General features: G+C 56.4%; 16 protein-coding genes and 1 tRNA gene. 9 read left to right on the forward strand and 8 right to left on the reverse strand.

Features of this window, described 5'->3' with window-relative positions:
* The first annotated feature begins 101 nt into the window (after window positions 1–101).
* Window positions 102–311: a hypothetical protein gene (locus tag ACQZ51_RS07085; RefSeq protein WP_042617770.1), complete on the forward strand. Its 210-nt coding sequence runs from the start codon at window positions 102–104 to the stop codon at window positions 309–311.
* Here the strand turns inward: ACQZ51_RS07085 and ACQZ51_RS07090 are convergent.
* From ACQZ51_RS07090 to ACQZ51_RS07100, 3 genes are read right to left on the reverse strand one after another with little or no spacing between them, the layout of a single operon-like run.
* Window positions 284–832: a hypothetical protein gene (locus tag ACQZ51_RS07090; RefSeq protein ID WP_448776179.1), complete on the reverse strand. Its 549-nt coding sequence runs from the start codon at window positions 830–832 to the stop codon at window positions 284–286. The genes ACQZ51_RS07085 and ACQZ51_RS07090 overlap by 28 nt on opposite strands.
* 3 nt (window positions 833–835) lie before the next feature.
* Window positions 836–1,867, reverse strand: coding sequence for an SAM-dependent methyltransferase (locus ACQZ51_RS07095; RefSeq protein WP_448776180.1), 1,032 nt, complete (start codon window positions 1,865–1,867; stop codon window positions 836–838).
* Between the two features lies 1 nt (window position 1,868).
* Window positions 1,869–2,657: a DUF1295 domain-containing protein gene (locus ACQZ51_RS07100; protein ID WP_448776181.1), complete on the reverse strand. Its 789-nt coding sequence runs from the start codon at window positions 2,655–2,657 to the stop codon at window positions 1,869–1,871.
* 207 nt (window positions 2,658–2,864) lie between these two features.
* On the opposite strand from ACQZ51_RS07100, the gene ACQZ51_RS07105 reads away from it, so the two are divergent.
* From ACQZ51_RS07105 to ACQZ51_RS07115, 3 genes are read left to right on the forward strand one after another with little or no spacing between them, the layout of a single operon-like run.
* Window positions 2,865–3,209 (forward strand): DUF2147 domain-containing protein, encoded by a 345-nt coding sequence (locus tag ACQZ51_RS07105; RefSeq protein WP_448776616.1) that lies wholly within the window; start codon window positions 2,865–2,867, stop codon window positions 3,207–3,209.
* A 23-nt stretch (window positions 3,210–3,232) separates the two neighbouring features.
* Window positions 3,233–3,649: a DUF2177 family protein gene (locus tag ACQZ51_RS07110; protein WP_448776182.1), complete on the forward strand. Its 417-nt coding sequence runs from the start codon at window positions 3,233–3,235 to the stop codon at window positions 3,647–3,649.
* Between the two features lie 32 nt (window positions 3,650–3,681).
* Window positions 3,682–4,698: an alpha/beta fold hydrolase gene (locus tag ACQZ51_RS07115; RefSeq protein WP_448776183.1), complete on the forward strand. Its 1,017-nt coding sequence runs from the start codon at window positions 3,682–3,684 to the stop codon at window positions 4,696–4,698.
* A gap of 46 nt (window positions 4,699–4,744) precedes the next feature.
* On the opposite strand, the gene ACQZ51_RS07120 is transcribed toward ACQZ51_RS07115, so the two are convergent.
* Window positions 4,745–5,533 carry a DUF4394 domain-containing protein gene (locus ACQZ51_RS07120; RefSeq protein ID WP_448776184.1) on the reverse strand — a complete coding sequence of 263 codons (789 nt, stop codon included), beginning with the start codon at window positions 5,531–5,533 and terminating at the stop codon, window positions 4,745–4,747.
* 201 nt (window positions 5,534–5,734) lie between these two features.
* Between ACQZ51_RS07120 and ACQZ51_RS07125 the strand changes: the two genes are divergently transcribed.
* On the forward strand, window positions 5,735–6,277 hold the full coding sequence (locus ACQZ51_RS07125) for a sigma-70 family RNA polymerase sigma factor (RefSeq protein WP_448776185.1): 543 nt from the start codon (window positions 5,735–5,737) through the stop codon (window positions 6,275–6,277).
* On the forward strand, window positions 6,274–6,987 hold the full coding sequence (locus ACQZ51_RS07130; protein ID WP_448776186.1) for an anti-sigma factor: 714 nt from the start codon (window positions 6,274–6,276) through the stop codon (window positions 6,985–6,987). The genes ACQZ51_RS07125 and ACQZ51_RS07130 overlap by 4 nt, the downstream gene beginning before the upstream one ends.
* 20 nt (window positions 6,988–7,007) lie before the next feature.
* Here the strand turns inward: ACQZ51_RS07130 and ACQZ51_RS07135 are convergent.
* Window positions 7,008–7,084 (reverse strand) — tRNA-Arg (locus ACQZ51_RS07135).
* A gap of 413 nt (window positions 7,085–7,497) precedes the next feature.
* Here ACQZ51_RS07135 and ACQZ51_RS07140 point away from each other — a divergent pair.
* Window positions 7,498–8,007, forward strand: a complete 510-nt coding sequence (locus ACQZ51_RS07140) for a MarR family winged helix-turn-helix transcriptional regulator (RefSeq protein WP_448776187.1) — start codon at window positions 7,498–7,500, stop codon at window positions 8,005–8,007.
* A 71-nt stretch (window positions 8,008–8,078) separates the two neighbouring features.
* Here the strand turns inward: ACQZ51_RS07140 and ACQZ51_RS07145 are convergent, their stop codons facing one another.
* The 3 genes from ACQZ51_RS07145 to xylF form a co-directional block, all read right to left on the reverse strand.
* The gene (locus ACQZ51_RS07145) at window positions 8,079–8,861 is read right to left on the reverse strand and encodes an ATP-binding cassette domain-containing protein (protein WP_448776188.1); all 783 of its coding nucleotides are present in this window, start codon (window positions 8,859–8,861) and stop codon (window positions 8,079–8,081) included.
* Window positions 8,862–8,881: 20 nt separating this feature from the next.
* On the reverse strand, window positions 8,882–10,195 hold the full coding sequence (locus tag ACQZ51_RS07150; protein WP_448776189.1) for a sugar ABC transporter permease: 1,314 nt from the start codon (window positions 10,193–10,195) through the stop codon (window positions 8,882–8,884).
* A 136-nt stretch (window positions 10,196–10,331) separates the two neighbouring features.
* Window positions 10,332–11,372, reverse strand: coding sequence for a D-xylose ABC transporter substrate-binding protein (gene xylF, locus ACQZ51_RS07155; RefSeq protein WP_042617407.1), 1,041 nt, complete (start codon window positions 11,370–11,372; stop codon window positions 10,332–10,334).
* Between the two features lie 227 nt (window positions 11,373–11,599).
* Here xylF and ACQZ51_RS07160 point away from each other — a divergent pair, with 227 nt between their 5' ends.
* Complete coding sequence (locus ACQZ51_RS07160) at window positions 11,600–12,817, forward strand: ROK family protein (protein WP_448776190.1); 1,218 nt, start codon at window positions 11,600–11,602, stop codon at window positions 12,815–12,817.
* Window positions 12,818–12,849: 32 nt separating this feature from the next.
* Entirely contained in the window at window positions 12,850–13,080 is a 231-nt protein-coding gene (locus ACQZ51_RS07165) for a hypothetical protein (RefSeq protein WP_042617405.1), read from the forward strand.
* Window positions 13,081–13,089: the final 9 nt, after the last annotated feature.

Consider the following 13,089-nt stretch of genomic DNA (forward strand, 5'->3'; position numbering starts at 1 on the left):
GTTAGCCGATCGGGAAACATCTCTCAAGTTTTGACAGAATGCTCGGCGCAAGACTATATCGTGCCCACACCGCAGCCTGCGGTACGGTTGGAGAAGCAAGCGTGGACACTGTATCGATCGACAATCGCGGCGACTTCGGCCTCTGGGCCATCGAGCGCGCAAAGGCCATTATTTCGGCTGAGGGTTCAGACCTTGCCATCGCCGCACGGGATGGCGACGAAAGCGCCATCCGCGAGGCAGCCAACAATCTTGGAACGGCGATTTCCGCCGCGTTGCTTGAGGTTTACGACGGTCTTGTGCCGGAGGAATGACCCTCACGCTGGAGGCCTGCATATCTTAACGCGATAAAGGCCGTCAGGCATGCGACAGCAAAGGCGTTGAGGTTGAGCAGCTTTGCGAGGTCAGGCGCACTCCACATCTGCCACGCATCTCCGAGCAGATAGCGCGTGTAGAGAAATCCCGCAAAAACCACGCCGGTCATTCCCACTTGCCACAGCCTTTCGCTTTGCCGGAATGAGACCGCGACCAGCATCACGCAAGCTGCAAAAAACAGTTCCGTGCCTGACGCTACCCCAAAAAGCTTTGTCTCGAATACCGTGTCGACGGTGCCGATCAGGGGCAGGGCGATGCGCGCTGCCAGTGACGAGCGTCGCGCAAGGAAGGGGATGGCGAGGAAGAACAGCATCGAGATGAAGCTGATCATGGATGCCTGAAAACCGTCTCCCAGAAGCCACCAGATCGTCGCGGGATAGAAGGGTTTGTTGAGGATGATAACCCAGGCAATGGTCACCGTCGCAGCTGTCAGGGGATCGTGTTTTCCATCCTGCACCATGGTTCAGGGCCTTTTCGGCGTCAAAAGATAGTGTCCGACACTCCAAACGGTGCCGTTATCGTGTCCGAACAGGCCAGCGGTGGCGAGAAAGAACAACCGCCAGCGACGTCGCCAGAGATTGGCGTCCTTGCCGTAGACCGCCTTCAATATGGGCTCGATACGTTCGGATTCACGGTCAAAATTGGCAAGCCAATCCATTGCGGTACGCTTGTAGTGGTCTCCCGACCAGTGCCACTCAGCTTCTACCGTGTAGATATCTTCAAAGCGATGCGGCAGATCGCGGGAAGGCATGATGCCACCTGTGAAAAAGTGGTGGGCAATCCAGTCGGCGGGGTCGCTCGGATCGAACCGATAGGAGCGGTCCTTGTGGGTGAAGACATGGATGAAAAGCTTGCCATCATCCTTCAGCCAGCTGCGCGTGCGCTCAAACAAGGCGCGCCAGTTCGACATATGCTCGAACATCTCGATGGACACGATGCGGTCATATTGGCCTGATGGCGCAAAGTCGTTCATGTCAGCCGTGATAACCGTCAGATTATGCACACCCTGAAGCTCCGCCTCCGCCATGATGTAGGCGCGTTGCGAGGCAGAATTCGACACTGACGTGATGCGGGCGTTTGGAAACTGTCGAGCCAGATAGAGCGACAGGGAACCCCAGCCGCAGCCGAGTTCCAGAATGTTCATGCCATCGACAATACCGGCATGTTTCACAGTTTCGGCAAGAGCTGCTGTTTCTGCCGCATCCAGGGTCGTTGCAGCACTTGGGTAATAGCAGCAGGAATATTTTCGCTGTGCGCCGAGAACCAATGCGAAAAACTCTGATGGCACCTCGTAATGCTGCCGGTTGGCTTCATCCGTGTGCGTGGCGACGGGGAAGTTCCCCATGTCCCGGACGAAAGCAAGTTCATCCTCGTGAGGCACTTTCTCCAGCTTTCGTTTCGTCCTGCGGCAGAGAAAATCAATCCCCGCCAGCGTAACGCCGTCAGACAGGGGGGCTTTTTCTACCTGATTGATCGCAAAAGCGAGCATGTTCATCCTAGACATCCTCTTTTCGTGGTCCGGGGAAAAATGCGTTGACGCGACGCTGCAAGGATCGGAATTTTTCGCCGCGAGAGCGCAGCATATGCTCCTCAAGCGGTGGAATTCCCGATGCGTAGACCAGCAGCCAGTACATCATTGCAGGTGCTAAAAGGGTGGCCAGAAGCCAGAATGGCGAGCCCGTCAGCGCCAGCAGAGGCCATGTGCACCAGAACAGCCACTCGAAGAAATAATTGGGGTGGCGCGAATATCGCCAAAGGCCGACCTCGCAGACCTCTGTCTTGGCTTCCGGCGTCTTGCGAAACTCCGCGAGCTGGCGGTCCGATATGGCCTCACCAGTCAAGGCAATCGCCGCTATGACAAGGCCCAGAATGTCGGCAAAGGTCGGGAAAGGCGTGCTGTTCGATGCGGCAATATAAATGGCGAGAACAAGAATGAAGGCGGCAAGCGCCTGTATCTGCAGGAACTGGAAGAGGCGACGACCGGCATTCTCGCCCCACTCCTCGACAAGCTTGGCATAGCGCGGGTCTTCGCCGCCGCCCTTGGTGCGTGAGCCGATATGGCTGCCCAACCTGATGGACCATATCAAAATGATGATGAAGGCGGCGCAGCGCCGTTCAAAGGATCCGTCAGCGAAGATAATCGCTGCGATGCCACCCAGACCGACGGAAAAGGACCAGATCGTATCGATCCAGCCGCTGGCTCCGGTTCGGCGCTGTATGGCCCAGGCCAAAACCATGATGAGGCTCAGGCCAATGGCGATGCCGATCAACAATCCATAATTCATCACAGTTACCTTCACCCGCACTGTTGCTGCTTGCGGTAGTCTACGGCGTGGTGAGGTGATTGGTTTCATCTGGAGCAGAAAAAAGCCGAACTGACGTTTTTTGTGATCCAACGCAACCTTCCAGCCGTTTAACCGTCTGCAACCGGGCTGGGTGAATGTCTCGGTGAGGAGATCGACATGACTTCTGGTTTGAAATACGCAATCTGCATGGTCGCTCTTTCGGCAGGCGCCGCGTCTGCTGATGATATCAATGGCGAATGGGCGCGCGGCGATGGCAATGCGAAGGTTTCGGTCAGCGCCTGTGGCTCTGATATCTGCGCAACAAATACGTGGATCAAGCCAGGCACGCCAAAGGAAAAAGCTGGCGACAAGCTGGTGATGAGCATCAAGCCGACAGCCGATGGCGAATATTCCGGCACGGCTTTCGATCCGCAACGCGACCTGACCTACAAGCTGACTGTCTCCGTCAAGGGCGACAGCATGACCACAAAGGGCTGTGTGCTGGCGGGTATTCTCTGCAAGGGCGTGAACTGGTCTCGCATCAAATCATAATCTGGAAACACAAAGGTCTGACCATGAAAAAGAGCGCAATCGCCTTCATCTCAACACTGATCGTCTTTCTGGCGATCGATTTCGTCTGGCTGAGCCTGATGGCAAATGCGCTTTACCGCCCCGTGCTCGGAGACATGCTTGTCACCGAATTCCGTGTGGCGCCAGCGGTTATTTTCTATCTGCTTTATGCTGCTGGTCTGACGTTTTTTGCGGTTCGCGCAGGGCTGGCAGCGTCGAGTTTCCGCACGTCATTCGTTTATGGTGGCCTGTTGGGGTTGATGGCTTATGGCACCTACGACCTGACCAATCAGGCGACTCTGGCAAACTGGTCCACAACGCTGACCGTCGCTGACCTCATCTGGGGCTCGACGCTCTCTGCCGTTGCCTCATGCGCCGGGCACTGGATCACAGAAAAACTGTGTGGACGGGCTTCCCGTTGATCGTGCCGACGCAAAATGTCAAAGGTCTTCGAATGACTTATCTTGTGCCGGTGTTTGGTATTCTCGCTGCGTTGATGTTCGGAGAAAGTGCGTTGGCCTTGCAGAAAGCAGACAAAGCTCAGTCATCAAGCCAAGCCAATATTGATGAAAAACGCATCGATGTTGGGGGCTTTCAGCTCAACAGCGTTTTGCTGCCTGCGAAGAAGGGCGCAACGCTGCCGCCCATCGTTTTCATCCATGGTGCTAGCACCAGTCTCTATGACCCCATGTATGCGTTTCGGGAAAAGCTGGGGGGCAAGGCGACCCTGCTGTTTGTGGACAGGCCGGGACATGGCCGTTCCGATATCGGCCCCAAGGCTAATATCCTGCCGGACGCGCAAGCCGATGCCATAGCCACGCTCATGAAAAAGCGCGGGATCAAGAAAGCGATCATTGTCGGGCATTCCTTCGGCGGCGCAATCACCGCAGCCTTTGCGGTTCGCCACAAGGAGATGGTTGAAGGCCTGGTGTTCCTGTCGCCAGCGCTTTACCCATGGCCGGGGGGCATTGCGTGGTATTATAACGCGGCGCGTTTCCCGGTTACCGGCGTGTTGTTCAGCACGCTCATTGCACCGGCTGCCGGCGCTATTGCCATTGATGGGGCGGTCAAATCCGTGTTTACGCCCAATCCTATGCCGTCAGACTATATTTCCCGCACGCGTGCCTATCAGGCGCTGCGCCCGGTCGCGTTTCGCCATAATGCGCAGGAAGTGGGTGGGCTGAATGGCTGGGCGAAGACGGCATCGCCCGAATTCCGAACCATCAAGGCGCCAACGGTGATTATCGCGGGTGATGTCGACAAGGTGGTCTCAACCGAGATCCATTCACGCCATCTCGCGCGCGATATCAGCGGTGCGGAACTGATCGTCGTGCACAATCTTGGACATAAGTCGGATTATGTGGCCAGTGATCTCGCCATTGCTGCAATGGAAAAAATTGCGGGCAAGCCGCGCAATCTGAAGGCTATTGCCAGGACGCTTGAAACGAAGATTGCAAATGACGGTCAGTAGTTGAGTGACGACTAGCCAGCTTTACCCGGCCAGTCGCTCATCGCAATTACATGGCAGGCAGAATGGCGATGTCGCGAAGCGGTAGCTCCACACCCGTGATGTCGCCAGCCTTTGTCGCTTTGCCTGTTTCCAGATTGACCGTGTAAAGCGCCGTACCTGCAACAAGCATGGCCGTGTTCTTGCCATCGGCGGTGGTCTGTATGTCGAAGGCGTAGGTCGCAGGCTTGGTTTCGATGCCCAGCTTGCCGATCGACTTCAGGGTTCCGTCATTGGGCTTGGTCTGCTGGACGAGAGCGCCGATTGTGGCATCGATGTTGTACATCGCGGTCTTTTCCGGCTTTCCGTAGGAATTGGTATAGGCGGCAGCAACGATATTGGGCGTTTCACCCTTGTGCATGTCGGCATCTTCAAATGCCAATGTGCCGTCCACTGTCACCGCACCTGTATCAGGGTGAACCCGGTGGTTCGTGGTTCCTGTCATGTAGCGGAGACGGTCTGCCATGGGGTTGAAATCCACAACGACAGGGGCCTGCGTCATGGTCAGCGGCTTATCCATTTTTGCCACTTCTGTCGCAGCACCCGTTTCGAGGTTGATCGAGACGATTGTATTGTCAGCTGTTACGCCGACGACTGTCTTGGTGCCGGGGCGAAAATCGATGCCGACGAGCTTCTCGACGCCAGTTACGTCCATGGTCTTGGTCACGGCTGGCTTATCGGTATCGAACATGACGAGCGTCTTGTCTCCCGCCAATCCTAGTACCGGAGCGGCAAAGGCGAAGGTGGCGCTTGTGGCAAGCAGGGCGGAGGCAATCGTTGCTGTGCGAAGAATGGTCATATCTTTCTCCCGTTTCTATCCGTTTCGAGAGGTGCCTGGCAATTTGCCGGTCAGTGCTCTCAAAGGTTAGACACATGGGGGTGGCTGTTTGGATGCAGCGGCCAAAATATTTTTTTGATTTGCATCTCGGCATTGATTCCGGGTGTATGTGTTGAAACGAATATGTGCGCCGGGAGAGGCTCTTTGGACGTCGGACAGACAATGGCAGATGATTTCGGTATCGCACTCAACGCCTGCGCCAAGGGCGACCGGAATGGCCTGCGGGTTATTTTCGATAAAGAAGCTGGGCGACTGATCGCAGTGGCGGAACGCATCGTAAGACGACGCGATCTGGCTGAGGAAGTTGTACAGGAAGCATTCATCCGCATTTGGAAAAGCGCGCACCAATATGAGCCCGGACGAGGGTCTGCAAGAGGCTGGATCTATGCCATCGTGCGCAACCGCGCGCTCAACATGCTGCGGGATGGCAAGCGTGAAGACCTGGTTTCGGACGATCATCTGGACACGTTGCAAGAGGCCAGCCACGTCGAGCACATCATGACATCCTGGCACAGGCTGGATCAGAACAGCAGGCTACGAGACTGTCTCTCCACGCTGGATGAAACCAGACGCCGCGGCATCATCATGGCTTATGTCGGTGGCTACACCCATGGCGAAATTGCCGGGCGATTGCAAATACCGCTCGGAACCGCGAAATCGTGGATCAGGCGCGGCCTTTCCTCGCTTCGGGAGTGCATGGCATGACCCAGCCCAAGCCCATTCAAGACATTGCGCTAACAGCAGATGAATATGTGCTGGGTCTTCTCGATGAGGAAACCCAGCAGCGGGTAACGGACCAGATCGATCAGAACGCCGAACTGCGTGCTGCCATCGCATCAAGCCGGGAACGGTTTCTGCCGCTGGATATCTCGGTGGATTCGGTGGTGCCCAGCGCTGATCTCTGGTCGCGGATCGACAGCCGCTTGGCCGATGCCCCGTCGGAGGAAAACCCTCGACAGCGGCAACCTGCTTCCAATGACAACAGCCGGTCTCTCTGGAAGCGGACAGCCATCGCTTCGCTCGCAGCATCTGTGCTGTTGACGGCAGGTCTGGGCTGGTCGCTTATGCGTACCGCAGATCCGGTCGTCATCGCAATATTGCTGAACGAAGCAGGTGAGCCTCAGGCGATTGTTGAAGACTTCAGCAATGAGCACGCCAGAATTCGCCTGCTTGCAGATTTCACGGTTCCGGAAGGAAAGACCATGCAGGTTTGGACATTGCCGAACCGCGACATGGGCCCCATATCCCTCGGTCTTCTCGACGAGCACCGCTCCGCGAGCCTCGAAACGCCACGGCTGCCGAAGCCAACAGACAAGCAGCTCTACGAGATCACCCTCGAACAGACCGGCGGCTCCCCAACCGGAAGACCGACAGGGCCAATCCTTGTGAAAGGTCTCGCAAGTGCTGTCAGGTGATGTTAGCTTAGGAAGTTAAGTGGCGCACCCGACAGGATTCGAACCTGTGACCTTTGGAATCGGAATCCAACACTCTATCCAGCTGAGCTACGGGTGCATCCGTATGTGCGACGAGTCGCATCTGGCATTGGTTCGTTCTTTAACCTAGCTTGCCCTGCGCTTCAATGTGTAAAATTGCTTCATGAAGTTGAGCTCGGACGATTTTTCCGAATTTGCGCTGCGGCTTTATCAGTATTCTCTTAGAAATTGCATATCGCATTGCGGCGGCGCGAAAATTTGGCTGCTTATTGGGCGTTTGATTATTCCCGTTGCATTTGCATCTCGGAATTTGCGTGGCTGACGGATTCTTTGCGTCCGAGCAGCGTGAGACTGTCTTTTCATGTATTTGATATTCGTCAGGAAATAAAACGGAAGTTTAAAGTCAGGCATTATTCATTAATAAATCTTGTTCTAATTAAGTTGGTTAGCTAGTTTATGAAGTCTGCGGGGGCGAATCAAAGGGGGCTAAAGATGATGTCAAGTCTCGGACTTGAGCAGGGCATGGATAAGGTGTTCCCCAGGGAGCCTGAAGTCCCATCTCTGCTCTCAAGGGTAGAAGTAAATTATTCAATATTGTCAGACGCAGTCATCTATAGTCTTCGGCGTGCTCAGCTATCGGTTGTGAATGATTTCAACGAAAGCCTTCTGACTTTTTCGCTCAGGCCAACCGATTTTCCGGTCCTCGTTCTCGTCGCGAATAATTGTAGCCTGAAGCAGAGCGATGTTGCCGAGGCGCTTGGCATTCAGCGTGCCAACTTCGTGGCCATCATCGATGCGCTGGAAGACAAGGGACTGTTGCAACGCCGTCGCTCGGAAGCAGATCGCCGGGTGCATTATCTGGAAATAACGGAAAGAGGCAGAACCGTTCTGGAGGAAATTTCCCAGGTGTGGCGCGCGCATGAAGGCAGACTGATTGATCGCCTTGGTGGCGAGACGGCCCGTGACCAGTTGGTGAGCCTGTTACGCTGCATTCAGGACTGATGCCGTAGCGCCATAATGCCTTAGAGTAAAACAGGTGCGGTTTGGCCGCACCTGTTTTTGCTTTTGGATATTCAAGAGCGCATCGCGCCGGGGCCGGGGGTGGCGCCTGCAGGCACTTTTCCAAGAATGATCATGCCCAAGACTTCATCCTTGGTGACATCCTGCGTTCTGGCATGGCCGACCACCTTGCCGTTTTTCATCACGAAGACGCGGTCGGCAAGATCGAAGACGTCGTGAATGTCATGGCTAATGAGGAAAATGCCGATCCCTTCCTTCTTCAGTTCCTTGACGAGGTCACCGACCTGCGCGGTTTCCTGCGGCCCGAGTGCAGCCGTCGGCTCATCCATGATGAGAATACGGGCATCGAACAGAATGGCGCGGGCGATGGCAACCGATTGCCGCTGGCCGCCGGAGAGTGCCTTAACCGGCTCCTTGAAGCGCTTGAAGTTGGGGTTGAGGCGGCCCATCACCTCGCGGGCAGAGGCTTCCATGGCAACATCATCCAGCGTGCCCCAGGGAGTGCGCAGTTCACGGCCGAGATAGAGATTGGCCGCGGCATCGACATTATCTGCGACGGCAAGCGTCTGATAGATGGTTTCGATGCCGAACTTCTTGGCATCGCGCGGGTTGCGAATATCGACATCTTCACCATTGATCAGAATGTCTCCGCCATCACGACGATAGGCGCCTGAGAGGATCTTGATCAGGGTCGATTTGCCTGCACCATTATGGCCCAGCAGTGCCACGACTTCGCCGCGATGGAGATCGACCGAGGCGTTTTCCACCGCGTGGATGCCGCCGAAGGAGATGGAAATATTGCGCATTTCCACAAGCGGAGTGGTTTGGTCCGTCATATCGGAAACTCCTCTTATTCTTACTTGGCTCTGGCGCGGTAAACCGTATCCAGCCAGACGGCCAGAACGAGCACCATTCCGATGACGATGCTTTGCAATGGGGTATCCATGCCAAGCAGCACCATGCCGGAGTTTAGAGATTGCATGACCACGGCACCCAGTATGGCACCGGCGATGGTTCCGGCACCGCCCGCGAGAGAGGTGCCGCCGATGACGGCTGCGGCGATGGTATAAAGCTCATCCAGAGTGCCCTGTGCATTGGTTGCAGCATTGAGGCGCGCGGTTGAGATGGCCGCGGCAATAGCGCAGAGTATCCCCATCAGTGCGAAAATGCGCACCGTGACCCACCGTGTCTTGATACCGGCGAGAACGGCGGCTTCCGGGTTGCCACCAATGGCAAAGACATAGCGACCGAAACGGGTACGGTTGGTGATGAAATTCATGACGATGGCGATGCCAAGTGCAATCAGCACAGGTATGGCCACACCGAGTGAAATTTCGAGACCCGTGTCGGGCCATGCCATGTTGTTTGCTTCGGCGTATTTGCGCGCCAGATTGACCGGCATGTAATAGCTGTTGAGAACCTTGACCGAGCTCAGCACGATGCCGCAGCCCACTAGGCCCACAAAATACTCAGCCCAGGTGGGCTTGAGTGGAAAGCCGAAGCGTTTTCTTTGTCTGCGCGAATTGACGATGGAGAGAACAATCAGGACACAGGCTATGATGCCGACCACCCAGCTTGCAGTCGCGCCGATCGAGCCATCGGCACCGCCGCCCATCAGGCGAAAGCGGGTGTCCATGGGCGCGACCGTTGCGCCGCTCGTCACCATCCATGCGGCGCCGCGCCAGACCAGAAGGCCGCCCAGCGTCACGATGAAGGATGGCACATTCATGAATGCGATGATGACACCCTGAAACGTGCCGATGGCAGCGCCCAGTGTGATACCGACGGTGAGCGCCACAATCCACGACATCTGATGGTCATAGCCCAACCAACCGGGCAGAAAGCGAGTTTGCGTTACCGCCATGATCATGCCCACGAAGCCGAGAATGGAGCCAACCGAAAGATCAATGTTGCGCGTCACGATAACCAGAACCATGCCGGTTGCCATGACGGATACGGACGCGGCCTGAACCGAGAGGTTCCACAGGTTTCGCGATGTGAGGAAGAGGCCGCCGGAAAGGATGTCAAACCCAATCCAGATAACCAAAAGTGCCACGACCATGCCCAGAAGGCGGGTATCGATTTCCGTCGCGTTCAAGAAACGTCGCAACGGGTTTCCCCGTTCTGCCCGGGCCGCGGGTTGCGATGCGACAACGGTTTGGTCCGCCATATCTGCTGTTCTCCCTGAAATATTTCATGCCGCCCATCACGCCGGTGCGCCGCAAGGTTGCCCCTGCGGCGGTGCCGGGTAGACTGGCGAAACTCGAGGCCTAAACCTCGAGAATCATGCTCAGCCTGATGTTGGCTTATTTGCAAGCGGCGACAGTGCCGCCCTTCACGCCCTGGCAAAGTTCACTTTTAGTGATCCACTTTGCATCCAGAACAACGTTCAGATTGTCCTTGGTGATGGCCTGCGGCTCAAGGAAGTACGAGCTCATTTCCACACCCTTGGTGCCGCCCTTGAACTTGATTGTGCCTTCCAGCTTGTCCATCTTGGTGCCCTTGGCCAGAGCAACCGCCACTTCGCCGGCCTTCTTGCCCAGCTTGCGGCTGTCTTTCCAGACGGAAACGGTCTGGGTGCCGAGAGCAACGCGGTTCAGCGCGGCCTTGTCGCCATCCTGTCCGGATACTGGAACGGAGCCGGCAAGGCCCTGCGCTTCGAGTGCTGCGACAACGCCACCTGCCATGCCGTCATTGGACGAAACCACGGCATCGACCTTGTTGTTGTTGGCGGTCAGGAACTGCTCCATGTTCTTCTGGGCAATTTCCGGCTTCCAGCCGTCCGTATAGGCTTCGCCGACATTCTTGACCTTGCCGGATGCCATTGCGTCTTTCAGCACTTCCATCTGGCCAGAGAATACGAAGTCTGCATTCGGATCGGTCGAGCCGCCCTTGATGAAGACGTAGTTGCCTGTTGGCTTGATCTTGAAGACTTCCTTGGCCTGCAGGCGGCCAACTTCCTTGTTGTCGAAAGTGATGTAGTAGGTGCTTGGATTTTCGATCAGTCGGTCATAACCCACGACCGGAATACCTTCAGCGGCAGCCTTTTCGATGGCTGGGCCAATGGCGCTGCTGTCCTGCGCGAGAACGATGAGGGCGTTTGCGCCCTGGGCAATCAGGCTTTCAATGTCTGTCAGCTGTTTTGCAGCCGAGGTCTGCGCATCGGCAGAGATGTATTTAGCGCCAGACGCTTTCAGTGCGTCCTTGATGGCGGCTTCGTCGGTCTTCCAGCGTTCTTCCTGGAAGTTGGACCAGGACACGCCGACGACAAGTTCGGCAGCGACGGCAACCGTGTGCAAGGAAACGAGTACGGCTGTACCCGCCAATAGCTTGGCAAATGAATTCATGATGTCCTCCCGGGTAACGACGAAACGCGAGGCACCTCCATGCCTCTACGAACGCCTGAAAATCTGCCGAAAACTAAAAAAAGCATTTTTTCTCGACAGTCGAGAAATTAAATGTCAGAGAATCCGAGGGCTGTCAACAGAACTTGAAGCCGCTTTTTGCGGTCTTGGTTGCAGCGAGGCTTCACAGGGTTTATGGCGGTGAAAACAGGCGAAGGAACAGATTTGAAATGCCGGGCATAGCGAGCACAGAGCTGGTCCGGCAGCAAAACAGTTTGCGTGTTCTCAGCGCCTTGCGGCGGCACGGTAATGTTGCACACACCGACCTTGCTGCATTGACCGGCCTTGCCTCGGCCACCGTTTCCGTCATCACCGCAGACCTTGAACGTTTTTCCCTCATCGAGCGGACCGAGCAGCAGGCGGCGTCGGGCAGGGGCCGCCCGCGTGTTCTGTTCCAGCCCAACAGACGGTATGGCTACGTGGCGGTGGTGGTCATCTCATCGGATGCCGTTCAATATTCACTCGTGGATTTTACTGGCAAGCTGATGGACCGTTTCGGTGAAAGCCGCACCACGGGTAAAGCCTCAGACTTTGCGCAATCTGTCCTGGCAGGGCTGCTCCGCCTCGTTGCCCGCTCCAAGATCGCCGCGAGTGCTGTCTTGCACATATCGATCAGCAGCAAGGGGTTGGTCGATCCGCCGAGCGCTATACTCGTCTGGTCACCGGTTCTGGGTGAGGGGCAGGTCGATTTTCGCGAGACGCTATCGGGACATTTTCGCGCGCGGATCTATCTCTATAACGAGACCCTGCTGGTTGCCGAAGCATTGTGGATGCGGGAAAGAGCGGCGACGCCACCGCTCGGCGCTTTGGCGGCGCTTTCGCTGGGGCACAGTATCGGGCTGGGCGTTGCCCGCGATATGGGCGAAGGCCGCGCCAATGTCGAGGCCCCGAATTTCGGCCATATGCTGCATATGCCTGACGGTGCGCTTTGTCGATGCGGTGCGAAAGGCTGCGTCGAAGCCTATTGCGGCTTTTACGGCATTCTGCGCACCGCATTCGAGGTTCCGACCAATACGATCCCGGCCAAATTCGTACCTCTCGGCGAGGTGGAAAAGATCGCCGCATCGGCGCGCTCGGGAAATCGCATGGCTGCATTCGCCTTCCGCCAGGCCGGGCTTGCGCTTGGCAACGGGCTTTCGCGCCTGTTCAGCCTGCACAGCCCCATGCGGGTCTTCGTGACAGGTCCAGGAACGCGGTTTTTTGATCTGCTTGAAGCCAGTATGCGTGAGGGCATGATGCAGACGAATGCCGTTCGCATCGGCGGAATGCCGCTCATCACAATTGAGCCAGATGAGCAGCGTTTGGTTTTTGATGGCCATATGGGGCTTGCATTGTCTCGTCTGGATGGAGATATCCTGATGTCTGGCACGGCTGCGCAGGTGACCTGACCGCGCGCGCCTGCACCGCCCAAGGAGACGCTATGCTGAACATCGACACAAGCCACCCCATCTACCGGCCTCTCTGGGCGAGGCTGTTGATTGTTGGCTTTACCACCGCTTGGGCTGTCATCGAGTTCATCAACCACGAAATTTTCTGGGCAACGGTGGTCGGCGGCATCGCTGCCTACTCGGCCTATGTCCTGCTATACGCTTTCAAGCCCGCACCTGATAAAGTCGAAGAGAAGGCACCAGAACCTTCCGACGAAGCTTAGGGTCTAAGC

It is taken from the genome of Agrobacterium sp. CG674 (assembly GCF_053521645.1).

Bases quoted from the DNA above. Each gene is read 5' to 3' on its own strand.
- ACQZ51_RS07090 (WP_448776179.1), bottom strand. From the start codon at position 832: ATGGTGCAGGATGGAAAACACGATCCCCTGACAGCTGCGACGGTGACC.
- ACQZ51_RS07095 (WP_448776180.1), bottom strand. From the start codon at position 1,867: ATGAACATGCTCGCTTTTGCGATCAATCAGGTAGAAAAAGCCCCCCTG.
- ACQZ51_RS07100 (WP_448776181.1), bottom strand. From the start codon at position 2,657: ATGAATTATGGATTGTTGATCGGCATCGCCATTGGCCTGAGCCTCATC.
- ACQZ51_RS07105 (WP_448776616.1), top strand. From the start codon at position 2,865: ATGGTCGCTCTTTCGGCAGGCGCCGCGTCTGCTGATGATATCAATGGC.
- ACQZ51_RS07110 (WP_448776182.1), top strand. From the start codon at position 3,233: ATGAAAAAGAGCGCAATCGCCTTCATCTCAACACTGATCGTCTTTCTG.
- ACQZ51_RS07115 (WP_448776183.1), top strand. From the start codon at position 3,682: ATGACTTATCTTGTGCCGGTGTTTGGTATTCTCGCTGCGTTGATGTTC.
- ACQZ51_RS07120 (WP_448776184.1), bottom strand. From the start codon at position 5,533: ATGACCATTCTTCGCACAGCAACGATTGCCTCCGCCCTGCTTGCCACA.
- ACQZ51_RS07125 (WP_448776185.1), top strand. From the start codon at position 5,735: ATGGCAGATGATTTCGGTATCGCACTCAACGCCTGCGCCAAGGGCGAC.
- ACQZ51_RS07130 (WP_448776186.1), top strand. From the start codon at position 6,274: ATGACCCAGCCCAAGCCCATTCAAGACATTGCGCTAACAGCAGATGAA.
- ACQZ51_RS07140 (WP_448776187.1), top strand. From the start codon at position 7,498: ATGATGTCAAGTCTCGGACTTGAGCAGGGCATGGATAAGGTGTTCCCC.
- ACQZ51_RS07145 (WP_448776188.1), bottom strand. From the start codon at position 8,861: ATGACGGACCAAACCACTCCGCTTGTGGAAATGCGCAATATTTCCATC.
- ACQZ51_RS07150 (WP_448776189.1), bottom strand. From the start codon at position 10,195: ATGGCGGACCAAACCGTTGTCGCATCGCAACCCGCGGCCCGGGCAGAA.
- xylF (WP_042617407.1), bottom strand. From the start codon at position 11,372: ATGAATTCATTTGCCAAGCTATTGGCGGGTACAGCCGTACTCGTTTCC.
- ACQZ51_RS07160 (WP_448776190.1), top strand. From the start codon at position 11,600: ATGCCGGGCATAGCGAGCACAGAGCTGGTCCGGCAGCAAAACAGTTTG.
- ACQZ51_RS07165 (WP_042617405.1), top strand. From the start codon at position 12,850: ATGCTGAACATCGACACAAGCCACCCCATCTACCGGCCTCTCTGGGCG.